This is a genomic window from Thalassospira sp. MCCC 1A02491 (assembly GCF_001613785.1).
Classification (GTDB): domain Bacteria; phylum Pseudomonadota; class Alphaproteobacteria; order Rhodospirillales; family Thalassospiraceae; genus Thalassospira; species Thalassospira povalilytica.
In genome coordinates this window covers 151,504-172,718 of record NZ_LPVX01000030.1, presented here as the reverse complement: position 1 = coordinate 172,718, position 21,215 = coordinate 151,504, and the positions used below count along the sequence as shown (strand labels likewise).

The window sequence follows — 21,215 nt, the reverse complement described above, 5'->3', positions numbered from 1 at the left end:
TATGGATCACTTATTGGACGCTTTATTGCAAACCACGCAGCGGCAGATACAAAATCTGATCGCCCTTGGACAGCTTGCCGCAATTTTCAGGGATTTCAATCAGGCCTTCTGCCCATACCATGGATGATAGCATCCCCGAACTGGTCGAAGAAAAGGCGACCGCTTCAAATTCACCGTCATCAGTCTGTATCAGTCTCGCACGCAGCCATTCGCGACGTCCGGTCCCACGCTGAAAATCAAAACCGGCGCGAACCGGAATGCGCACAGGCTCACTCCAAGACCGTTCCGCCCCCATCATATGACGAAGCAGTGGCAAAACATACAGCAGACCGGACACCAGCACCGAAACAGGATTGCCTGGCAATCCGATGACCAGGCATTTGCCAATCCGGCCACGCATCAACGGCTTTCCCGGTTTGATGGCAAGCTTCCAGGCCGTGATTTCACCAAGTTTGTCGACAACCGGTTTCAGCAAGTCCGCCTTGCCCACAGACACCCCGCCCGATGTCATCACCACATCATGATTTTGGGCAGCGTCCCCTATTGCGGTGGCAAGCACGTCAAAATCATCCGCAAGCAGGCCAAGATCGGTGACCTGACATCCGATGTCGCGCAACATGCCGATCATCGCAAACCGGTTGGAATCATAAATTCCCCCGGGCGGAAGCGGATCCCCCGGTTTTGCCAATTCATCCCCGGTTGAAAAGACCGCAACACGAAGCGGACGGGCGACTTTCAGACTGGCACGCCCCTGCCCGGCGGCAATCGCGATATCCTGTGGGCGCAAAACCATGCCGGCACGCAGGACAACATCACCTTTTTTGATATCTTCACCGGCCCAGCGGATATTCTGATGACGCCGGGTCCGGGCAATCACGTCACCGGCAATTTCGATGCCGGCTTCATCCTGATCGGCGATGACATTTTCCTGGATAATGACGCAATCTGCCCCATCGGGAACGGCGGCCCCGGTGGCAATCCGGATGGCCGTTCCTTCTGGTACGGTGCCCGAATACGGATGTCCGGCCAATGACGTCCCGACAACGGGCATCGTTCCGTCAACCGTCGCCAAATCGGCAAAGCGCACGGCATATCCATCCATGGCCGAATTATCGACCGATGGCACAGAGAAACCGGCCATCACATCTTCGCGCAGGACAGCACCGTAACAGTCCGTCAGGGGGCGTTCTTCGACATGTTGTGCGACCGGCACCTCGAAAAATGCGATTTCAAGCGCATCGGAAAGCAGTGTCAGTCCGGGTTTGATATTTTGCATCTATGTTACCTGCCCGCGTTGACGTGATTTGGATTTCAGGACTCGCCACCATGGCCCGGGCGGGATTTTGAGATGGCACGGCTTAGCATGATCACCGGCACCACACCGACAAGAACGATGGTCAGCGCACCAAGGGCAGCCTGTTCGATCATCTCGTCCTTGGCAAACTGATAGACATGGGTTGCCAAAGTATCGAAATTGAACGGGCGCAAAATCAATGTTGCCGGTAGTTCTTTCATGCCATCGACAAACACCAGTACGGATGCCGCCAGAATGCCGCCCCGCACCATCGGAAAATGAATACGTTTAAGCGTTCCCCACGGACTTTCGCCAAGGGTCCTTGCCGCGTCATCCATGCTTGGCCGTACCTTGCCCAAGGCAGCTTCGATCGAACCATACGAAACCGCCATGAACCGCACCGCATAGGCAAAAACAAGCGCAAACACCGTCCCGCTCAGCAACAAGCCGGTCGAAATCCCGAACGTGTCGCGCATGACCGCATCCAGCGCATTGTCAAATCGTGCAAACGGGATCAGAACCCCAATCGCCAGAACTGCGCCAGGCACGGCATAGCCCACAGATGACAACCGCACGAAGAATTTCAGGAACGGTTGCGGGAATAACCGCAACGCATAGGCCATGAACAATGCACATCCAACCGCCAACGCCGTGGCAAGCCCCGACACCAGCAGACTGTTACCGGCAAATTCAAAGAAATCTGCCGTCCAGCTTTGATCAAAATAGCCGACCGAATAATAAATCAGCACCATCGACGGGACGACAAAGCCCAGCACAATCGGCAAAATGCAGATTGCCAGCGCCCCGGCTTTTGCCATCGGCCCAAGATCATAGCCCGGCAGTTCCTGATACCGGTTGGTTGTATCGTGGAAGCGCTGGCGACGGCGCGAATAGCGTTCAATCACCAAAAGCGCAATAACCACCGCCAACATCGTCAGCGCAATCTGTGCCGCACCACCGGCATTGCCCATGCCAAGCCATACATTAAACACCCCGGCTGTCAGGGTATGCACCGCAAAGAAATCAATGGTGCCGAAATCGTTCAGCGTTTCCATCAGCGCAATGACAACACCGACAACAATCGCCGGGCGAGCCAATGGCAATGCAACGGTGACAAACGAGCTCCATGCGCTGCGTCCAAGAACGCGGGCTGCTTCGATCACGCAGATTGACTGCGCCAGAAACGCCGCGCGGGCGAGCATGTAAACATAGGGATAAAGTGTCAGACTAAGAACAAGGATTGCCCCGCCCTTGGTACGAATATCGGGGAACCAGTAATCTGCCGCTGATGACCAGCCAAAAATATCGCGCAACAACCGCTGCACCGGCCCGGCATATTCCAGCAGATCCGTATAGACATAGGCAACGATATAGGCCGGCACCGCCATCGGCAGAAGCATGGCCCATTCAAAGAACCGCTTGCCCGGAAGTTTGCACATCGTGACAACCCAAGCCGATGAAACGCCAAGCAATGTCACACCAACACCGACACCAAACATCAGTACGGCCGTGTTTTTGACATAACGCGGCAACATGGTCGATGCCAGATGCGGCCAGATATTCTCTGTCGGGAAGAATGCCAGATAGGCCACGGCGATAATCGGGGCTGCCACCATCATCGCAATGACAAAGGCCCCGATCAGCCAGACAGCCGATTGTCCGCGCGGCAACCAGCGCATGGCAGGATTGCCGCTGGGCGTGCGCATCGGATCAAACGTTTCAGTAACTGCGGCGGGACGGATATCCTCGTCCTTTGGCGTGTGGCATGCGTTGTTCAAGGCAGTTTCCGTCTCAGTCGTCAAAGGCCACTTCATCAAGAAGCTGTTTCGCCAAATCCTGATAGCCTGCAATGACGGTTAAAGGCAAATGTTCAGAGGTGAATTCACCCCATGAACGCAACATTTCCGGCCAGACGATCCCGACCGGATATTCAAAATTGACCGCGGCATATACGTGCTGGATTTCGTTGCTCGACATGAATTCGATCAGTTTCAGCGCATTTTCACGGTTCGGGGCCCGCTTCATCAAGACCACACCGGTGATATTGACGTGGGTGCCAGTGGATTTCTGATTTGGAAAGACAATCTGGACCCTGCTGGCATCCTTGCGCGTGGCCGGATCATCCAGCATTTTTCCGTAGTAATAGGAATTTGCAATCGCGACACTGCATTCCCCGCGTGCGACCGCCGCAATCTGATCGGCATCGCCGCCCTGGGGTTTGCGCGCCAGATTGCCCTTAACATAGCGTAGCCAGTTTCGGGTATATTCCGGCCCGTGATGCGCAAGCATCGATGCCACAAGGCCGGTATTATAGACATGATATCCCGACCGGATGCAGATCTTGCCACGCCATTGCGGATTGGCCAGTTCCTCGTAACTTCCGATTTGCATCTGGTTTCCGGCCTGACGCGGGGTGACCAATACCCGTGCCCGCGATGTCAGCCCGACCCAAAGATTGTTGGTATCGCGATATGTCGTGGGAATGTTTTCATCGACGATTGGCGATGTGATCGGTGATGCGATATCGGCATTTGCCGCCTCGACCAGGCGCCCGACATTCACAGCAATCAGGATATCGGCCGGGGTGGATTCATGTTCGCGTCGAATTCGGTCAACCAAATCTGTCTGGGAATACAGGACGTTAACGCGAATCCCTGTTACTTTGGTAAAGCGATCAAAGACAGGCTGAATGAATTGCGGCTGGCGTTCTGTATAGACATTGACTTCATTGGCGGCCTGCGCGGATGTGCCCATTCCCAACGCCAGCAGACATCCGAAAATCATCCTTTGAACGTAACTGCCCGTCATCAACCCGCGCCATGTTCCCCAACCACATCAATCTGGACATAGTTGCCCAATGTGTCCGGGAAATCAATTCAGACAAATCAATTATACCAACCAGCTTGCCGCCCCTATCGGGAAGACAGGGGCGTTATGGCGTGATGAATTTATTCGTTAAAGCCGACTTCATCGATCAGACGAATGGCCGCACCACGATTTTCGGCGATCTTGTTCAAAGACAGTTCATCATGGGTAAAGGTACCCCAGGACCTCACCATTTCCGACCATGCCACACCCGGCTTCACCGGATATTCGAAATTGACGTCGGCATACATGTGCTGGGCTTCATCGCCTGACAGGAACTCGACCAGCTTGATGGCGTTTTCCTTGTTCGGGGCATGTTTCATCAGGGCAACACCCGAAATATTGACATGCGTCCCCCGGTCACCCTGGTTCGGGAAGACAATGCGCACCTGTTTTGCTGCCGGGGCCTTGTTCGGGTCATCCAGCATCTTGCCGTAATAATAGGAATTGCCGATCGCCAGATCACATACGCCCTGCGAGACGGCCTCGATCTGGTCGATATCGGCCCCTTGGGGCTTGCGCGCCAGATTTTCCTTCACCGATGTCAGCCAGGTTTTCGTATATTCTTCGCCGTGATGGGCAATCATCGATGCGATCAGCGCGATGTTATAAACATGCATGCCCGACCGCACACAAATCCGGCCTTTCCATTTCGGATCGGCCAGTTCCTCGTAGGTCGAAATCGCATCCGGTGTGACCCGGTCAAGGGATGTGTAAAGCACACGCGCACGGGTCGTCAGACCGACCCACAATTCATTTTCATCGCGAAACTGATCCGGGATGTTTGCTTCGAGTACGTCGCTTGTCAACGGCTGGGCGATATCGGCATCAACGGCATCCTGAATACGACCGATATCAACCGTCAAAAGCAGGTCGGCAGGACTGTTGCGCCCTTCATGCTTGATCCGTTCAACCAGACCGCTTTGCGAAAACAGCGTATTGACCCGAATGCCGGTTTCTTCGGTGAAACGCTTGAACATCGGTTCAATCAGGAATGGCTGCCGCAACGAATAGACATTCACTTCTTCTGCTGCATTGGCGCCCTGAACCATCGAAAGTCCCATTGCCGCCGCGACCAGACCATAGACCGTTTTGCGCAGAAAAATCATGAATGCCTCTTGTGGATGTGCTGTGCGAACAAACAGCAATTAGGAATGATTTGTATTCGCCGTCGGCGAAATTAAAGGCCAGAGCCCGGTTCTTGCAAGCCCGAAAGCACAGATTTTCGATGTTAAAGGGCTGACACGCGGACAAATGCGGCTTTTTGGCCATCCTAACCACAAATATGAAAAAGGGATGGCAATGAGCCATCCCTTCGAAAATTCTGCTTTCAGAAGCAGCGATTTATTCGTTATAGCCGACCGTATCGACCAGTTTGATCGCATCCGGGCTAAGGCGTGCAATGTCGGAAAGCGGCAGTTCGTCAGCCTTGAAGGTGCCCCAGGATTTGACGTTCTCGGCCCATTCGACACCCGGCTTGACGGGGTATTCGTAATTGACCTCTGCATAGATTTGCTGAGCTACATCGCCGGTCAGGAATTCCATCAGCTTCACGGCGTTTTCGCGGTTCGGGCCATCCTTGATCAGGCTCATGCCCGAGATGTTCATCGACATGCCACGATCTGCCTGGTTCGGGAAGACGATATTGACCGACTCTGCCCACGGGCGCTGCTCTTCGTTGTCGAGCATCTTGCCATAGTAATAGGTATTGCCGATCGCGACGTCACAAACGCCTTCCTTGATCGCCTTTACCTGGGCGCGGTCATTGCCCTGCGGCTTGCGGGCAAGGTTGTTTTTCAAACCTTCGAGCCATTCTTTGGCTTTTTCTTCGCCATGAACAGCAATCATCGACGCAAACAGCGCAACGTTATAAACGTGCGTGCCGGAACGGGTGCAGATTTTGCCTTCCCATTTCGGGTCTGCCAGATCTTCGTAAGAGGTGATTTCACCTTCGGCCACGCGGTCCTTGGACGCATAGATCGCACGACCACGCTGGGTCAGCGCGAACCAGTGACCTTCGGGATCACGCAGATGCGCCGGGATGTTTCCATTGATGACATCATTGGAAACAGCTTCGGTTACGCCGGCATCAACAGCCTGCTGGATACGGCTGATATCGACCGTCATCAGAATGTCGGCCGGGCTGTTCGCCCCTTCCTGCTTGATACGTTCGACCAGACCTTTTTCCGCAAAGATCACATTGACCTTAACGCCCGTCTGTTCGGTGAATTTTTCAAACAGCGGCTCGACCAGGAATTCCTGGCGAAGGGAATAAACATTCACTTCCTGTGCGCTGGCAATGGCTGCTGCAAAGGTGGTCGCACCGAATACGGCACCACCGATCAATTTCCTGATTTCCATCTGAACGATCCCTATTGAACGTGATTACGTCTCAACTCCCATGAAGTTGCAATTAATTTGCAACCGCGCTTGCAATTAAGAGCAATCCGCCGTCATTTCAATAAGGTTTCATCCTAAGGCCGCCCGCAGTGTGATTCACATCACTCCATCGCACCCCGCATTGAAAGAATGCTTGAACTCCTAGAGAACGTTGAACGACCCGCCGCTTGAGGCACGCCATGCATCCAGAAATTCCTGATAGGCGGGAATGTCCCCTGCCCGTTCTTCAAGCCAGCCAACCGTCAGATTGATCGCGTGATTATATCCGTCATGATCGGTCAGTCCGGTATGCAGGGCATGACGCAGATACAGCAAATAGGTATTGAGCACATCTGTTTCACAATAGCGGCGAATGCCATCGATCTCGCCATTGTCAAACATGTCAGAAACCTTGCTGCCATCAACACCGGTCTTGCCCGGCAAATCCAGTGCGGCACAGACTTCATTCATCTTGGTGCGGGCTGATGCACCGTAATCAGACAGCACTTCGGCAAGGTCACAGTGCCAGTTCGGCGCATAACGGGATGTGTAGTTTTCCCATTTGTTCGATGCCTGATGCAGCCAGCGTGCCGTAACGCCATGCTTCATCGCGCGGTATTTCAGAACCGGCAAATCAAACCCCCGGCCATTGAAGCTGACCAGTCTGGGATAAAGCTTTCCGCAATAGGCAAAGAACCCGTTCACGAGATCCTTTTCCTCGGATGTCAAATCCCCGCCGGACCGCAATTCTTCGATCTCGTACATTTCAAGATCACCATCGCGCTGGATGGTTGCACGCAGAAAACTGATCGCAACAACCTTGTGAAACGGTTGACGGGGGAACCCATTGCGACCGCTGGTGATTTCCAGATGATAATCTTCGAGCATCTTCCGTCCGGTTTCCGGATCGGGTGCCGTTTCACCGGTCAGTTGCGGCAAAACATCAATGTCGGGAACGGTTTCAATATCAAAGACGAACAGACTGGAATGCATCATCACGGGCCCCACAGGTTTGTTTTGCCCACCATAACGGCAAGCAGACCGGATTTCACGGGAATATCGGCATGAATTCCATCCAGTATCGCTGACATCTCCTGCCATCATTGTCAGGAGCAATCTGTCATCATTGCTGCAACTGACCGGGATCACATCATGGTTAACTGACGCACCGGGGGTTGCATCCATTTTGCGCGCCCGGTTAAACTTGCGCATGGGACTTTAACCACCTGTATCAGGGGCACTGTCGGCTTCATCGGGGGACCAACCAGGATGAGCCACGCAAATACCGGGCAAAAGCAGTGCATTTGATGCGATTCCGGACCGCAACCACGAAGGGACAGAAGGATGAAAACCCTGCCTACCGGAGCCGCAATGCTGATGGCCGCTGGCCTTGCATTTTCCACATTCATTTCAACCGCACAGGCGCAGGACGCGACATGCGAAATTGATCGCCCCGTCATGTTTGCCGGCCTGAATTATGACAGTGCGCTTTTTCACAATGCCGTCGCACGATTCATCATCGAAAAGGGGTATGGCTGCAAAACCGATGCCCTGCCCGGTGATGTCATTCCGCTTTTGACCGGTGCCGGCAAAGGCGATGTTGATGTCGTCATGGAAATCTGGCGCGACAATGTGGCCGATGCCTGGAAAAAGGCAGAGGCCGCCGGAACCGTCAGCCAGATCGGGGTGAATTTTGACGATGCTGTCGAAGGATGGTTTGTCCCGCGCTATGTGATCGAAGGTGACGCCGCACGCGGGATCGAGCCGATGGCACCGGATCTGAAATCGGTTGATGATCTGCCGAAATATGCATCCTTGTTTGAAGACCCCGAAGAACCCGGCAAGGGGCGCTTTTATAACTGCCCGTCGGGCTGGGTATGTGAAAAGGTCAACTCGGCAAAGCTTTCGGCCTATCAGCTTGATGACAGCTTTACCAATTTCCGCCCCGGCACCGGTGCGGCACTGTCCGCGGCAATCGCATCTGCGCATAAACGCGGTAAACCGGCACTTTATTATTACTGGGGACCGACCTGGGTCATGGGGCTTTATGACAGCTATCGGCTCGAAGAACCGGCCTATGACCAGACCATTTTTGATGCGCTGAAAACCGATCCTTCCCCGAAAAAGGCAACCGCATATCCGCAAAGCACGGTGACGGTCGGCGTCAATTCCGACTTCATGAAATCCGCGCCGAAACTGATCGAGTTTCTGACCCATTATGAGACCAGCAATGCACTTGTTTCGGAAATGCTGGCTTATATGCAGGAAAACAACGAAAAGCCCGAAGGCGCGGCACTTTATTTCCTGAAACAAAAACCGGATGTCTGGAAAGCCTGGGTGCCGGAAAAGGTCGCTGCCCGGGTTGAGGCCGCTTTGTAAGCTGCAGTGTAAAGCAGCCTTGCAAAAGGCACTGTAAACTAATGATTTTGATGTATGGGGCGGATCATTTTCCGCCCCATATTTTTTGCGCATTGTGCCCCTGCCATCACATCCATTCCGGCATGGCGTCATCCTGACGGGCTAACTCAGCTCATTTTCCAAGTGAAAACAACCAAAGGAAACAGAGATGAAAATCCGTTTTGATGCCTTGCGTGGTCTTGCGCGCCACGTGATCATGGCCGGGATCATGATTGCGCTTGGTGCGGTCGTTGTACCTTCCCCATCGCATGCAGCTTCTTGCACGGCCACCACCAATTCCGCATTTGCCACGACGATCGCAAACGGGCATGCCTATACCAAACACAAGGACGAATTTGTTAAGGGAAAAGTCATTGACAATCTGGCTTTTCCGGACGCCACCATCGCCAGTGCTGGCGAGTTTGCCACTTTCCTGAAGGGCATTCTGGACGCCCCCAGCGAAAACAAGTCGCTTGCCAATAGCCGCGCGGCATACTGGGACAGCCGTACCGGCACAATCATCATCACCAATGCAAATGCAGGTGATTGCGGCACGGCGTTTCGCCCCACGGATGGTATTACCTATTACAACCAGCAAAAATGACACCCGACAGGCCTCGATTTTAATAATCATGCCCGGCACAACGCCGGGCATGACAAACCGAAACCGATCAAAGCTGCAAGGAACCCGAAATGTCAGAGCATGACAGCAAAATATCACTGTTGCTTACACGCGACGAAGCGATCGCAGTGTCAAATGCATTAAACTATATGGCAGCCGGTTGCGATGCGAACGAGTGTTCCACCCTCACCGGCGCAAGCCCGAAACAAATTCAGGCAATTTTTGATCGTCTGAAACAGAATTTGGATGAAACCGAAAAATGAACTGAATGAACCCGGGCACGCGGACATAAAATATTTGGCCCGTCTGCTGCCCTGCCTGTCCGTATGCCAATGGTGAATGGTCATCAATCACCATAAGGCGAAGAACCATCTGTTCGGGTCGGCGGCCTTGGATCGACTTCGGTCGTATCCATCAAACGGGCGACATGCTGCAACGAATCAAGGATCTGCTTGCGTTCATCCAGATCAAGCATTTCATAGCGCAACATAAAATGGCCATCCATCAAAGGTGGCGTATTGATCAGAACTTCCCGCCCCTTGTCGGTCAGGCTGCTATTGACGACACGTTTGTCGCTGGCATTGCGCATGCGCACGATAAAGCCGCGTTCTTCAAGACGGTTCAGAATTGTGGTTACCGTCGCCTGACTAAGCGACACGTGGCGAGATATTTCACGCACAGTAACCGCACCAAGTTCTTCGATCGCAAGCAACACAACCAGCTGCGGAACCGTAAGACCACAAACCTTCATCACATGTTTTGAATGAAGATCCGTTGCCCGGATAATCTGTCGCAGTGCGACAAGAACATCGAGAAATTCCTTACGCTTTGGCTGTTCCGACCCCATCTTGATGCGGCTCCTTCCGTTCTTCGTTGCGCCCAACTTAACGCCATTATAATTTGACATCAAATGTTTTGAGCTGTAACTATCGCCTTAACGAATATAACGAGACGTGGGGGAACCTGCGCCTGGCGGCCATCCGGTCCAAAGGCGCATTGCGGGTTTCACAATGAAAAAATCCGACGGGCACCATGATCGCGCCAACGTTTTGTCCTGGCGGGATTCAAGATGTTCATCGCCAAAATTCGATAAGGGCTCATGACCGAAAAAATCGTTGTAAAAGACCTCTATAAAGTCTTTGGCGACCATCCTGATCAGGCCATGCAAATGATCAATGACGGTATCGACAAGGACGAAATTTTCGACAAGACCGGCCAGACCGTCGGTGTTTGTGGCGCCAATTTCACCGTCCATGAAGGTGAAATTTTTGTGGTGATGGGCCTGTCGGGATCGGGAAAATCCACCCTGGTGCGGCTTTTGAACCGTCTTATTGAACCGACATCGGGTCAGGTTTTGTATGATGGCGTCGATATTGCCGCCATGTCGGACGAAGAATTGCGCGCCCTGCGCCGCAGCGACATGGCTATGGTTTTCCAGTCATTTGCCCTGATGCCGCATCTGTCCGTCATTGATAATGCTGCCTTTGGCCTTGAACTGGCCGGCGTTGACGAGGCCGAGCGTCATGAACGCGCCCTTGCCGCCCTTGATCAGGTTGGCCTTAAGGCCCATGCCAACTCCTATCCGGATGAACTTTCCGGCGGCATGCAGCAGCGCGTCGGCCTTGCCCGCGCACTGGCCAATGACCCGGCAGTCATGCTGATGGACGAAGCATTTTCCGCACTTGATCCGCTGATCCGGACAGAAATGCAGGACGAGCTGCTTACGCTTCAGCGTGAACACAAACGCACGATCATTTTCATTTCGCATGATCTTGACGAAGCCATGCGCATTGGCGACCGCATTGCCATTATGGAAGGCGGGATTGTGGTTCAGGTCGGCAGCCCGGAAGAAATCCTCAACAACCCGGCGAATGATTACGTCAAATCGTTCTTCCGCGGTGTTGATGTTTCCACCATTCTGAGCGCCAAAGACATTGCGTCAAAACGTCAGGTCACGGTTATCGAACGCGAAGGCGTTGGCCTTAAGACCGCCCTTAACCGTCTGCGCAATGAAGACCGCGAATATGGCTATATCGTCGGTGACAAGCTTGATTTCCATGGAATCATTTCTGTCGACAGCCTTGACGAAGCCATCAAATCAGGTGCGGACAAGCTATCGGCAGCCTTCCTGCCAAATGTCGAACCGGTTTCCCATGACACACCGCTTTCGGATCTGATCGGGACGGTTGCGCATGCACCATGCGGCGTTCCCGTCATCGCAGAAGACGGCAAATACATGGGCGTGATCAAGAAAGCCAACCTGTTGGCCACCCTTGACCGAGAAGGAGACGGCACCAATGGCTGATACCAGTAATCCTTGGGGCCAGAGCACAGAGGCCGGCTCCGCTGACAGTGCGGGTTCATCCGCGGCAAGCACATCAAACAACCCGTGGGGAAGCGCAAGCCCGGATGCAGCGGCAAGCGGCCCGGGCGGCAGCACCGGTGGCGATGCCGCAGCATCGTCCGACTGGCTGTCAAACGCGGCCCCTGCCCCGGAAAAGCATTTTGACATTTTCCACCCGTTCCAGGATGCGCTGATCCCGCTTGATGGCTGGGTCAATGACGGTCTTGAATGGATTGTCGAGAATTTCCGAAGCGTCTTCCAGGCCATTCGCTGGCCGATTGATGCGGTTCTGAGCGGTGTTGAAGCCGGCCTGCAAGCAACCCCGGCGATCCTTGTCATCATCATCATGGCGCTGATTGCCTGGCAGCTTGCCGGACGTCGCTTGGCCATCGGGACATTGGCATCGATGATTGCGGTCGGTCTGATCGGTGCGTGGTCCGAAGCAATGGTGACACTGTCGCTTGTCATCACATCGGTCTTTTTCTGTGTGGTGATTGGCCTTCCGACCGGTATCTGGCTGGCGCGTAACGAACGTGCATCCAATGCCGTGCGTCCGATCCTTGATGCCATGCAGACAACACCTGCCTTCGTTTATTTGGTGCCGATTGTCATGCTGTTTGGCATCGGCAACGTTCCGGGCGTGGTGGTTACCATCATCTTTGCCCTGCCGCCGCTGATCCGCCTGACCATTCTTGGCATTCGACAGGTCCCCGGTGATCTGGTTGAAGCTGCGCGCTCATTTGGTGCCAGTCCGAAACAGCTTCTGTTCAGGGTTCAGCTCCCGCTTGCGATGCCAACCATCATGGCTGGCGTTAACCAGACGCTGATGCTGGCGCTGTCGATGGTTGTGATTGCCTCGATGATTGCAGTTGGCGGTCTGGGTCAGATGGTCCTGCGTGGCATCGGCCGACTGGATATGGGTCTGGCAACGGTTGGCGGCATTGGCATCGTCCTTCTGGCGATTGTCCTTGACCGCATGACCCAGGCGCTGGGCCGCGACCAGCGATCCAAGGGAACCCGTCACTGGTATGAAAGCGGCCCTGCTGCTGTCGTACGGTCGATCCTTGGCAAGAAATAATACCGAACAACGAGATAGCTGACGGAACCAGGAACGGTTCCGTCAGTTTGGAGAACAGGGACAGATAAACTGTCCGAGGCTCATTAAAACCAGGAGAAGCTCATGACGATCCTCAAAAAACTGACAACCGGCGCTGCGATTGCCGTTACCGGCTCCATGCTGATGACCGGTGCTGCATTTGCCGATCATCATATGCCGGGCAAAGGCGTCGAAGTTCAGCCGCTCAAAAGCTCGATCGCCGAAGAAACCTTCCAGACCCTTCTGGTCATGAAGGCGCTTGAAGAACTGGGCTATGACGTCAAGCCGATCCAGGAAATCGAATATGCTGCCGGTCACGTTGCCATCGGCAACGGCGATGCAACTTTCCTGGCTGACCACTGGAACCCGCTTCATGCCGATTTCTACACGGCTGCTGGCGGTGACGAGAAAATCTATCGCAAGGGCGTATATTCGCCGGGCGCGCTTCAGGGCTACCTGATCGACAAGAAAACCGCCGACAAATACAACATCACCAATGTCAGCCAACTTGCTGATCCGGAAATTGCCAAACTGTTCGACAATAATGGCGACGGCAAAGCCGACCTTTCGGGTTGTAACCCGGGTTGGGGCTGTGAAGGCGTGATCGAACATCACCTTGATGCATACGGCCTTCGTGACACCGTAACCCATAATCAGGGTTCCTATTCGGCCATCATCGCCGATACCATCACCCGTTACAAAGCCGGTGAGTCGATCCTTTATTACACCTGGACCCCGTACTGGGTTTCGGGCGTTCTGGTTCCGGGCAAAGACGTAACCTGGTTGCAGGTGCCGTTCTCGTCGCTTCCGGGCGAACGTAAAGATGCCGACACCTCCCTTCCGGATGGTTCGGACTTCGGTTTCCAGGTCAACAACCAGCAGATCATCGCCAACAAGGCATGGGCAGAAGCCAACCCGGCAGCAGCCAAGTTGTTTGAAGTCATGGAAGTTTCGGCCAACGACATTTCGGCTCAGAACCTGCGCATGCGCGATGGTGAAAAGTCCGCCGAAGACATCGGCCGTCATGCTGATGCCTGGATCAAGGCACATCGTGAAATCTTTGATGGCTGGCTTGAAGAAGCTCGCGCTGCTGCGAAGTAATTCCGGCAAGCCGTTCCTTCAGGCATCCGCCTGATTTGAAAGACCAGACACCCCGCAGATCAAATTCTGCGGGGTGTTTTTTTTTGCGGACCAACCAAAAACTGTCAGGAGATGTCAGGCGTCACTCGATTTACAGTCGCATGTAAAGATCGAACTTGTTAGGCTTTCAAACTCATTGATTTTTTGAGCAACACGGGCCTGCCGTCGCCATGTTTCCGGAACAATTGAATGTGCCTTTGGGCAAGTGGGTCAATCAGTTCGTTGATTGGCTGGTCATCAATTATGGCACAGCGTTCGAGGCCTTTGCCGACAGTTTGCTGACCATTCTGGTCGCGCTGGAACAGCTTCTGCGTGGTGCACCATGGTGGCTGATCCTGATTGCGATTGCTGCCATTACCTGGCATGCCAGCAAGAACTGGAAGCTGGTTGCCGGCCTTGTGATCGCGATGTTTGCCATCGGCACGCTGGGCCTTTGGGACAAGGCGATGCAGACCCTTGCCCTGATGATTGTTGCGACCTCGCTTTCGGTCGTTATCGGGGTTCCGGTCGGCATCGCAATGGCAATGTCGAACCGGTTGCGGGCCATTATGCTGCCTGTCCTGGACACCATGCAAACCATGCCAAGCTTTGTGTATCTGATCCCGGCCCTGATGTTGTTCGGGCTGGGCAAGGTGCCGGCCATTCTGGCCACCGTGATCTATGCCGCACCACCGGTCATTCGTCTGACCGATCTTGGTATTCGTCTGGTCGATCCCGAAGTTCTTGAAGCATCACGTTCGTTCGGCGCCAGCCGCAAACAGATTCTGTTTGGTGTTCAGCTGCCGCTTGCCCTGCCCAACATCATGGCGGGCATCAACCAGACAACCATGATGTCCATTTCCATGGTGGTGATTGCGTCCATGATCGGCGCACGCGGCCTTGGCGAGCAGGTCCTGATGGGTATCCAGCGCCTTGATGTCGGCGCAGGCATGGAAGCCGGCATTGCGATTGTGCTTCTGGCGGTCGTTTTTGACCGGATCGGCCAGGCCTATGGCAAGCGATCCCAGCGCACATCAAGCGCGGAGGACGGGCAATGAGCTATATCGAAATACGCAATATTTTCAAAATATTCGGCCCTGATCCGGATGTTGCACTTGAACTGGCAAAGTCCGGATCGGACAAGGAAGAAATCCTTGCAAAGACCGGCAACACGGTGGGCCTTCATGATGTGTCCCTGTCAATTGAACAGGGCGAAACATTTGTGGTCATGGGCCTTTCGGGATCCGGAAAATCGACATTGATCCGCCACCTTAATCGCCTGATTGATCCAACCGCAGGCCAGGTATCGTTTGGCGGCGAAGATATTCTGTCGATGGATATCCCGACCCTGAATGCATTTCGTCGCAAGCGGCTTGGCATGGTGTTTCAACGGTTCGGGTTGTTCCCCCATCGCAATGTAATGGACAATGTCGCCTACGGGCTCGAAATCCAGGGAACTGATCGCAAAACCCGCGAAGCAGCCGCAAGCAAATGGATTGATCGCGTCGGGCTTGCCGGGTACGAAGCCAAGTTCCCCGATCAGCTTTCAGGTGGCATGCAACAGCGTGTTGGCCTTGCCCGGGCGCTCGCCACCGACCCGGAAGTCCTTTTGATGGACGAGGCCTTTTCCGCCCTTGATCCCCTGATCAGATCGGACATGCAGGACGAGTTGATGAAGCTTCAGGCGGAACTGCACAAGACCATTGTCTTCATCACCCATGACCTAGACGAGGCACTCAAGATCGGTGACCGGATTGCCATTCTCAAGGACGGGAAACTCATTCAGGTCGGCCGACCCGAAGAAATCGTTCTTAACCCGGCTGACGCCTATGTGCAGGCCTTTACCCGGGATGTGAACCGGGGCAAGGTCCTGCGTGCCAGAAGCATCATGGAACCGGTAAAACCGGCATCCGGCACCGACGGGTTTTCAACCGCGCATGCGGTCCGCTACGATACCCGGCTTGAGGATATCCTGCCGGTGGCACTTGGTTCGGATACCGCAATCACGGTAACGGGCCACGACAATCACCCCATCGGAACCATTGGCAAAAAACAGATTCTTGACGCCCTGTCGGTAGGACGCAACGACTAGCCAACACTTGAATTTCGCATTCTTCTACTTTAACTCGATAAGAAGGGGATTTGAACAGATTGAGCAAGCGTCGGGACCGTGCCGCAAAATAACGTAAACATAATTCACGTCCTGTGCGATCAGGACCACCGTCACTTGCTTCCGGAAAGCTTGATGGGGTTTGATCTGTGCCTGCTTGATCCGGCAAAGCCGATCCCGGCTGATATCATGTCGCTGATCATAGATGTCGATCTTCAGAACCCGGACATGATTGCCAGGCTTCGGGCCTTTCGCAAAGTATCGGAGCGCGGCTCGGACCAGATTATTGCAATCGGCAAGGGCAACCTTCAAGACGAGTTGCAGGCCACAGCACTTGGCGCGCGCAAAACCATTCTCAAGCCATTATCGGAAAAGTCGCTGGCGACTTATATTGAAGACCGTCGCACGGCCTATGGCATGACGGGCAAGACTGCAACCGCGACCACGCAGCTGGCAGCGAAAGCCATCCAGAACAGCTTTGACAAAATCACCAGCAATCAGCCCGTCGACCTGAAACAGATCAACGAGGCCGGCCAGAATATCGCAACTGCCATTGCCGATCTGGGCATTTCGGAATGGTTAAGCACGGTGCGCGTCTATCACCAGTCAACATTCCAGCACATCTTGCTAGTGACCGGCATTGCCTGTGCCTTTGCACAAAGTACGGGCATGAGCAAAACCGACGTCGCGAAACTGACCGAGGCCGGGCTTCTGCACGATATTGGCAAGATCTGGATTTCGGACACGATCCTCGACAAGCCGGGGGAACTTACCCCCGAAGAGTTCGAGATCATCAAACGCCATCCTGTCGAAGGGTACAAGAAGCTGTCTGAACAGGGAAATCTTGACCCGGCCGTCCTTCATAGTGTCAGACATCATCACGAATATCTTGATGGCAGCGGCTATCCCGATGGGTTGACGGCGGACGCCATTCCCGATCTGACACGTATTCTTACGATTTGCGATATCATGGGGGCGTTGCTTGAAGAACGTGCCTACAAACCACGATTTAGCGTCGAAAAATCACTCTCGATCCTGAAATCGATGGGCAAGGAAGGCAAGGTCGAGTTGGCACTGGTGCTGGCACTCGAAACCGTGATGAAAAAGCACACCTCAATTCCCGACAATGTTGCCGATCTGATCAATCAAACCGGCTGACTTTGCCGGTTGCATAAATCACGACGGGTTGCCATCCGTCAGAACACATCGCCGGAAATAGCGAATAACATCGCCGTCCTGCCCGTTTGTCGGCTTCTGATGATGTGCGCGATACATGCGGCTGTCCAGAACCCCGGAATTGTCAGTGGCAATTATCAGCCACAAAAAACCGTCCACATCGGCACGACCACGATCCGTTGTTGAGGGCAAGACACTGCCATTTGGATGCGAATGAAAACAGCCCACCACCTCGTCACCGCTTTGACGGGCCAGACGATAGGTATCAATCAGGGTTTGCGGATCAATTTCAAAGGTTCTGAGCGGATCATCGGCAACATTGCGTGCTGCCACCACCCGACGGATCCGGTCTGGTGTCTGCTTTGACGCAACAAGAAGCCCACAGCATTCTTCCGGCCATTGCATTGCGGCCAGATTGCACATTTCCTGATGCAGGTCAGCAGACAGAATGACAGCCGAATGATCGCCGGTGTCGCAGGCTTTCTGATTTGTCATGCTGCCGCCACCCTGTTTGCCCTGCCCTTGTTGGCCCTGTCTGAGACCTATTGGCCGTCAGCATTCAAAATAATACGACCAAGGACCTTTTTATCGGTCAGCGACACAATCACAAGACGCGCACCAAATCCATCCGGGCCTTCGATATGCAGGATTGCCTGTGTTCCCTGAACGGAATAAGCGACCAGCACTTCACCAGGTGCAATATCGATAGTGATGTCACCAAAATCCGGGATGACGGGTGCACCGGAAAATCCGGTCGCCACCTGCGGGCCGTTATCAAGGCCTGCGATCGGAACCGAAGGCGCCTGCCCCGTATCGGCGCTATCTGCTTCCTTGGCGCTTTTATCAAGCGACAGCCCATAGGCCACAAGCCCGATGCCGATCACGATCAGCACCCCCATGAACACAACCAAGGCCTTAACTACACGCATCTTATTTCCAACCAACCCATCTGTTTGACATCAGCATGGCCGGTCAACTGCCCCGATCACGCAAAACTCATCCCAACGCCATAGCTGCAAGCACCGACAATTGCAAGATCACAACATAAACGGGCCGCGCCCTTTGTCGTGCCCTGTGTATTGGATCGCTCCTTTTGATGGTTTCCGTATTCCTGCGCGCACACGAGGCGGCCTCATCCCCGGGATCATGACGGCATTTCATTGCAATCGGGCATAAAACAGCTACAAGCTGCCAGCACAAAGCATAACCTGTTACACTGCATATCGAAATCAGACTGCAAGACATTGATGACCAGTAGCGACCAGATGCCAGAAGAACTCCGCTATATTGCAACGGCCCAGGACGAAGGTGCGCGCCTTGACAAGGTGCTGGCTGTGGCCTGGCCGGATCAGTCCCGATCCCGCATCAAGGCATTGATCGAAGATGGTCATCTGCGCGTGAATGGCGATGTCGCGCGCAAGATGTCGGCCAAAGTCAAACAGGATGACGTGTTTGAACTTGTCATTCCGCCGGCCGAACCGGCCGAGCCGATTGCCGAAAACATCAAACTTGATGTCCTCTATGAAGATGATGACCTTTTGGTGATCAACAAACCGGCGGGGATGGTTGTCCATCCGGCGGCCGGAAATGAAAGCGGTACGCTGGTCAATGCGCTTCTGGCCCATTGCGGCGATAGTCTTTCGGGAATTGGTGGGGTCAAGCGACCCGGCATCGTCCACCGACTGGACAAGGATACCAGCGGCGCGATGGTCGTTGCCAAAAACGATACGGCCCACCGTGCCCTTTCGACCCTGTTTTCCGAGGACAAGGAAAATATCGATCGGGCGTACCTTGCGGTTGTGTGGGGGGTTCCGTGTCCGCTTGCCGGTGATATCGAAGGCAATATCGGCAGAAGTCCGCGCAACCGCAAGAAAATGACGGTTCTTAGAACCGGCGGAAAATATGCACTAACCCACTACAAAACACTTCAGTTCAGAGACGACTCGTTAGCATCTCTGGTTGAATGCCGTCTTGCGACCGGCCGAACCCACCAAATTCGGGTGCATATGACCCATATCGGCCACTCACTTGTGTGTGATCCCGTTTACGGCAGGAATAAAAATTCACAGAAGTGCAACTTGGAGACGCAGGAACTTCTGAACGCATTCAACAAACAGGCTCTACACGCCAGAACTCTGGGATTTATTCACCCTCGCACCGGGGAATATATATCGACAACAGCACCCCTTCCCGACGACTTGAACGCATTGATTGAGAGCCTGAACCTATCCCAAGGGATAGTATAGATTAAACTTTATGGTCAAAAAATAATTGACGCCATCTAATACCCTCGTATAAGGTTTAGTCAGTGCTAGGGGATAACAGCACTTGATCGAAGCATAACGGGAGGCTTCAATGAAACAGGGAAATGCTCTGCCAGTAATCTCTCAGGATGGTCTGACTGTATATTTGCAGCGTATCCGACGTTACCCGATGCTTACCCCCGAACAGGAAACGACGTACGCATGCAATTTCCGCGACAACGATTGTGACAAGTCGGCGGAAAAACTGATCACAAGCCATCTGCGACTGGTTGCCAAGATTGCCATGAGCTATCGCGGCTATGGTCTGCCTTTGAATGAATTGATTTCCGAAGGCAACGTGGGCCTGCTGCAATCTGTCAAACGTTTTGACCCTGACAAGGGTTTCCGGCTTGCAACCTACGCCATGTGGTGGATCCGCGCAGCCATTCAGGAATATATCCTGCATTCCTGGTCGCTTGTGAAAATGGGCACCACGGCCGCGCAGAAGAAATTGTTCTTTAATCTTCGCAAACTCAAAAGCCAGATGCAGGCGATTGATGAAGGGGATCTGTTACCAGAACAGGTCGAACTCATCGCGACCAAGCTGAATGTTTCCGAAGATGACGTGATTATGATGAACCGTCGCCTTGCCGGTCCTGATCATTCGCTCAATGCACCTGTCCGTGTTGACGGCGATGGTGAATGGGTCGACTGGATCGAAAGCGACGACGAAGACCAGGAAACCCTTTACGGCAAACGTGAAGAATTCCTGCAACGGATGAATATGCTTAAAAGTGCCATGTCGCATCTTAACGATCGCGAACGTGACATTCTGACCCAGCGTCGCCTGCTTGAAAGTCCGGTTACTCTGGAAAACCTCAGTGTCGCCTATGGTATTTCACGCGAACGCATCCGGCAGATCGAAGTCCGGGCCTTTGAAAAAGTCCGTAAATCGATCCACAGCGATCTGCCACACTAAGGGTGTTTACCAGCCCTCTTCCCCCTTGCAACGAACTACGGCGGACAAATTGTCCGCCGTTTTTTATGTCATCGATGATGTAAATCGGATCAAAACATCATGGCATGATCAGTTCCCGGACCGGTCGACTTCCTTGATCAGACTGTCGCCCCAGGTTTTGATCAGGGCACGCTGCTTTTTACGAAGCTCCCCTACCCGGCGCTGGGCAGAAAGATTAAGCACATTGGCAACGATCGGGGGCATCGCAAGATACAGCAACCAGCCAAGGCCCGCCGCCCCGTACATGATTGATAATGCCAGTGGCTGAAAGATCTGCTGGGTCGCACCGCCCACCGTTTGCGACGGCACTTGCCACAGTTCAAGGATATAGGGTGCGACACCGGAAAAATTCAGACCAAACACACAACGCGCCATGGTCCGGCCCGGGCTGCGATCGAAAATGAACGCAACCAGCGACGGCAACAAGCCGACCACCAATGTCACAAAGGTCGGCAGGGCGACCATGAATAGCAGCACAGCAGATGCAACCACGGACAAACCGGAAAATGCGCCGCGGCCGCCCTTTTTGGTGCTTTTACCTTTTGCCATGTC

At 53.8% G+C, this 21,215-nt stretch carries 21 protein-coding genes; 11 read left to right on the top strand and 10 right to left on the bottom strand.

The window, feature by feature from the left end:
- Positions 1 to 22: 22 nt before the first annotated feature.
- From glp to AUQ42_RS12210, 6 genes are all read right to left on the bottom strand, one after another.
- Positions 23 to 1,276: a gephyrin-like molybdotransferase Glp gene (gene glp, locus AUQ42_RS12235; protein ID WP_068519358.1), complete on the bottom strand. Its 1,254-nt coding sequence runs from the start codon at positions 1,274 to 1,276 to the stop codon at positions 23 to 25.
- A gap of 35 nt (positions 1,277 to 1,311) precedes the next feature.
- The gene (locus AUQ42_RS12230) at positions 1,312 to 3,072 is read right to left on the bottom strand and encodes an iron ABC transporter permease (protein WP_082817835.1); all 1,761 of its coding nucleotides are present in this window, start codon (positions 3,070 to 3,072) and stop codon (positions 1,312 to 1,314) included.
- 13 nt (positions 3,073 to 3,085) lie between these two features.
- Positions 3,086 to 4,048 (bottom strand): extracellular solute-binding protein, encoded by a 963-nt coding sequence (locus AUQ42_RS12225; RefSeq protein WP_231856754.1) that lies wholly within the window; start codon positions 4,046 to 4,048, stop codon positions 3,086 to 3,088.
- Positions 4,049 to 4,242: 194 nt separating this feature from the next.
- On the bottom strand, positions 4,243 to 5,268 hold the full coding sequence (locus AUQ42_RS12220; protein ID WP_068519356.1) for a Fe(3+) ABC transporter substrate-binding protein: 1,026 nt from the start codon (positions 5,266 to 5,268) through the stop codon (positions 4,243 to 4,245).
- A gap of 235 nt (positions 5,269 to 5,503) precedes the next feature.
- A complete protein-coding gene (locus AUQ42_RS12215; RefSeq protein ID WP_068519355.1) occupies positions 5,504 to 6,520 on the bottom strand; it encodes a Fe(3+) ABC transporter substrate-binding protein in 1,017 nt (338 codons plus the stop codon).
- 180 nt (positions 6,521 to 6,700) lie between these two features.
- Positions 6,701 to 7,534, bottom strand: coding sequence for a 3'-5' exonuclease (locus AUQ42_RS12210; RefSeq protein WP_197460843.1), 834 nt, complete (start codon positions 7,532 to 7,534; stop codon positions 6,701 to 6,703).
- Between the two features lie 348 nt (positions 7,535 to 7,882).
- On the opposite strand from AUQ42_RS12210, the gene AUQ42_RS12205 reads away from it, so the two are divergent.
- From AUQ42_RS12205 to AUQ42_RS12195, 3 genes are all read left to right on the top strand, one after another.
- Positions 7,883 to 8,917, top strand: a complete 1,035-nt coding sequence (locus tag AUQ42_RS12205) for an ABC transporter substrate-binding protein (RefSeq protein ID WP_068519354.1) — start codon at positions 7,883 to 7,885, stop codon at positions 8,915 to 8,917.
- A gap of 187 nt (positions 8,918 to 9,104) precedes the next feature.
- Complete coding sequence (locus AUQ42_RS12200) at positions 9,105 to 9,539, top strand: hypothetical protein (protein ID WP_068519353.1); 435 nt, start codon at positions 9,105 to 9,107, stop codon at positions 9,537 to 9,539.
- Between the two features lie 89 nt (positions 9,540 to 9,628).
- Positions 9,629 to 9,820, top strand: a complete 192-nt coding sequence (locus AUQ42_RS12195) for a hypothetical protein (protein ID WP_068519352.1) — start codon at positions 9,629 to 9,631, stop codon at positions 9,818 to 9,820.
- Between the two features lie 83 nt (positions 9,821 to 9,903).
- On the opposite strand, the gene AUQ42_RS12190 is transcribed toward AUQ42_RS12195, so the two are convergent.
- Complete coding sequence (locus AUQ42_RS12190; protein WP_068519351.1) at positions 9,904 to 10,404, bottom strand: MarR family winged helix-turn-helix transcriptional regulator; 501 nt, start codon at positions 10,402 to 10,404, stop codon at positions 9,904 to 9,906.
- Positions 10,405 to 10,656: 252 nt separating this feature from the next.
- Between AUQ42_RS12190 and proV the strand changes: the two genes are divergently transcribed.
- The 6 genes from proV to AUQ42_RS12160 all read left to right on the top strand — a co-directional run bounded on the left by proV (position 10,657) and on the right by AUQ42_RS12160 (position 17,384).
- Positions 10,657 to 11,862 carry a glycine betaine/L-proline ABC transporter ATP-binding protein ProV gene (proV, locus tag AUQ42_RS12185; RefSeq protein WP_068519350.1) on the top strand — a complete coding sequence of 402 codons (1,206 nt, stop codon included), beginning with the start codon at positions 10,657 to 10,659 and terminating at the stop codon, positions 11,860 to 11,862.
- Positions 11,855 to 12,979 carry a glycine betaine/L-proline ABC transporter permease ProW gene (gene proW, locus AUQ42_RS12180; RefSeq protein ID WP_068519349.1) on the top strand — a complete coding sequence of 375 codons (1,125 nt, stop codon included), beginning with the start codon at positions 11,855 to 11,857 and terminating at the stop codon, positions 12,977 to 12,979. Before proV ends, proW begins: the two co-directional genes overlap by 8 nt.
- A gap of 102 nt (positions 12,980 to 13,081) precedes the next feature.
- The gene (gene proX / locus AUQ42_RS12175; protein WP_068519348.1) at positions 13,082 to 14,098 is read left to right on the top strand and encodes a glycine betaine/L-proline ABC transporter substrate-binding protein ProX; all 1,017 of its coding nucleotides are present in this window, start codon (positions 13,082 to 13,084) and stop codon (positions 14,096 to 14,098) included.
- A gap of 209 nt (positions 14,099 to 14,307) precedes the next feature.
- Complete coding sequence (locus tag AUQ42_RS12170) at positions 14,308 to 15,174, top strand: proline/glycine betaine ABC transporter permease (RefSeq protein ID WP_068519347.1); 867 nt, start codon at positions 14,308 to 14,310, stop codon at positions 15,172 to 15,174.
- Positions 15,171 to 16,208: a glycine betaine/L-proline ABC transporter ATP-binding protein gene (locus AUQ42_RS12165; RefSeq protein ID WP_068519346.1), complete on the top strand. Its 1,038-nt coding sequence runs from the start codon at positions 15,171 to 15,173 to the stop codon at positions 16,206 to 16,208. Before AUQ42_RS12170 ends, AUQ42_RS12165 begins: the two co-directional genes overlap by 4 nt.
- 153 nt (positions 16,209 to 16,361) lie before the next feature.
- On the top strand, positions 16,362 to 17,384 hold the full coding sequence (locus AUQ42_RS12160) for an HD-GYP domain-containing protein (protein ID WP_068519345.1): 1,023 nt from the start codon (positions 16,362 to 16,364) through the stop codon (positions 17,382 to 17,384).
- Positions 17,385 to 17,402: 18 nt separating this feature from the next.
- Here the strand turns inward: AUQ42_RS12160 and AUQ42_RS12155 are convergent, their stop codons facing one another.
- Both AUQ42_RS12155 and AUQ42_RS12150 read right to left on the bottom strand, forming a co-directional pair.
- Positions 17,403 to 17,897, bottom strand: coding sequence for a Mov34/MPN/PAD-1 family protein (locus AUQ42_RS12155; protein ID WP_068519344.1), 495 nt, complete (start codon positions 17,895 to 17,897; stop codon positions 17,403 to 17,405).
- Positions 17,898 to 17,944: 47 nt separating this feature from the next.
- Positions 17,945 to 18,331: a hypothetical protein gene (locus AUQ42_RS12150; protein WP_068519343.1), complete on the bottom strand. Its 387-nt coding sequence runs from the start codon at positions 18,329 to 18,331 to the stop codon at positions 17,945 to 17,947.
- 318 nt (positions 18,332 to 18,649) lie between these two features.
- Between AUQ42_RS12150 and AUQ42_RS12145 the strand changes: the two genes are divergently transcribed.
- On the top strand, positions 18,650 to 19,648 hold the full coding sequence (locus tag AUQ42_RS12145; protein WP_231856753.1) for an RluA family pseudouridine synthase: 999 nt from the start codon (positions 18,650 to 18,652) through the stop codon (positions 19,646 to 19,648).
- Between the two features lie 109 nt (positions 19,649 to 19,757).
- Positions 19,758 to 20,624 (top strand): RNA polymerase sigma factor RpoH, encoded by an 867-nt coding sequence (rpoH, locus tag AUQ42_RS12140; protein ID WP_068519342.1) that lies wholly within the window; start codon positions 19,758 to 19,760, stop codon positions 20,622 to 20,624.
- 108 nt (positions 20,625 to 20,732) lie between these two features.
- On the opposite strand, the gene AUQ42_RS12135 is transcribed toward rpoH, so the two are convergent.
- Positions 20,733 to 21,212 (bottom strand): hypothetical protein, encoded by a 480-nt coding sequence (locus tag AUQ42_RS12135; protein ID WP_068519341.1) that lies wholly within the window; start codon positions 21,210 to 21,212, stop codon positions 20,733 to 20,735.
- Between the last annotated feature and the right edge of the window lie 3 nt (positions 21,213 to 21,215).

Coding starts and splice junctions, on each gene's coding strand:
- glp (WP_068519358.1), bottom strand. CDS start 1,276: ATGCAAAATATCAAACCCGGACTGACACTGCTTTCCGATGCGCTTGAA.
- AUQ42_RS12225 (WP_231856754.1), bottom strand. CDS start 4,048: ATGGGCACATCCGCGCAGGCCGCCAATGAAGTCAATGTCTATACAGAA.
- AUQ42_RS12220 (WP_068519356.1), bottom strand. CDS start 5,268: ATGATTTTTCTGCGCAAAACGGTCTATGGTCTGGTCGCGGCGGCAATG.
- AUQ42_RS12215 (WP_068519355.1), bottom strand. CDS start 6,520: ATGGAAATCAGGAAATTGATCGGTGGTGCCGTATTCGGTGCGACCACC.
- AUQ42_RS12210 (WP_197460843.1), bottom strand. CDS start 7,534: ATGATGCATTCCAGTCTGTTCGTCTTTGATATTGAAACCGTTCCCGAC.
- AUQ42_RS12205 (WP_068519354.1), top strand. CDS start 7,883: ATGAAAACCCTGCCTACCGGAGCCGCAATGCTGATGGCCGCTGGCCTT.
- AUQ42_RS12200 (WP_068519353.1), top strand. CDS start 9,105: ATGAAAATCCGTTTTGATGCCTTGCGTGGTCTTGCGCGCCACGTGATC.
- AUQ42_RS12195 (WP_068519352.1), top strand. CDS start 9,629: ATGTCAGAGCATGACAGCAAAATATCACTGTTGCTTACACGCGACGAA.
- AUQ42_RS12190 (WP_068519351.1), bottom strand. CDS start 10,404: ATGGGGTCGGAACAGCCAAAGCGTAAGGAATTTCTCGATGTTCTTGTC.
- proV (WP_068519350.1), top strand. CDS start 10,657: ATGACCGAAAAAATCGTTGTAAAAGACCTCTATAAAGTCTTTGGCGAC.
- proW (WP_068519349.1), top strand. CDS start 11,855: ATGGCTGATACCAGTAATCCTTGGGGCCAGAGCACAGAGGCCGGCTCC.
- proX (WP_068519348.1), top strand. CDS start 13,082: ATGACGATCCTCAAAAAACTGACAACCGGCGCTGCGATTGCCGTTACC.
- AUQ42_RS12170 (WP_068519347.1), top strand. CDS start 14,308: ATGTTTCCGGAACAATTGAATGTGCCTTTGGGCAAGTGGGTCAATCAG.
- AUQ42_RS12165 (WP_068519346.1), top strand. CDS start 15,171: ATGAGCTATATCGAAATACGCAATATTTTCAAAATATTCGGCCCTGAT.
- AUQ42_RS12160 (WP_068519345.1), top strand. CDS start 16,362: ATGGGGTTTGATCTGTGCCTGCTTGATCCGGCAAAGCCGATCCCGGCT.
- AUQ42_RS12155 (WP_068519344.1), bottom strand. CDS start 17,897: ATGACAAATCAGAAAGCCTGCGACACCGGCGATCATTCGGCTGTCATT.
- AUQ42_RS12150 (WP_068519343.1), bottom strand. CDS start 18,331: ATGCGTGTAGTTAAGGCCTTGGTTGTGTTCATGGGGGTGCTGATCGTG.
- AUQ42_RS12145 (WP_231856753.1), top strand. CDS start 18,650: ATGACCAGTAGCGACCAGATGCCAGAAGAACTCCGCTATATTGCAACG.
- rpoH (WP_068519342.1), top strand. CDS start 19,758: ATGAAACAGGGAAATGCTCTGCCAGTAATCTCTCAGGATGGTCTGACT.
- AUQ42_RS12135 (WP_068519341.1), bottom strand. CDS start 21,212: ATGGCAAAAGGTAAAAGCACCAAAAAGGGCGGCCGCGGCGCATTTTCC.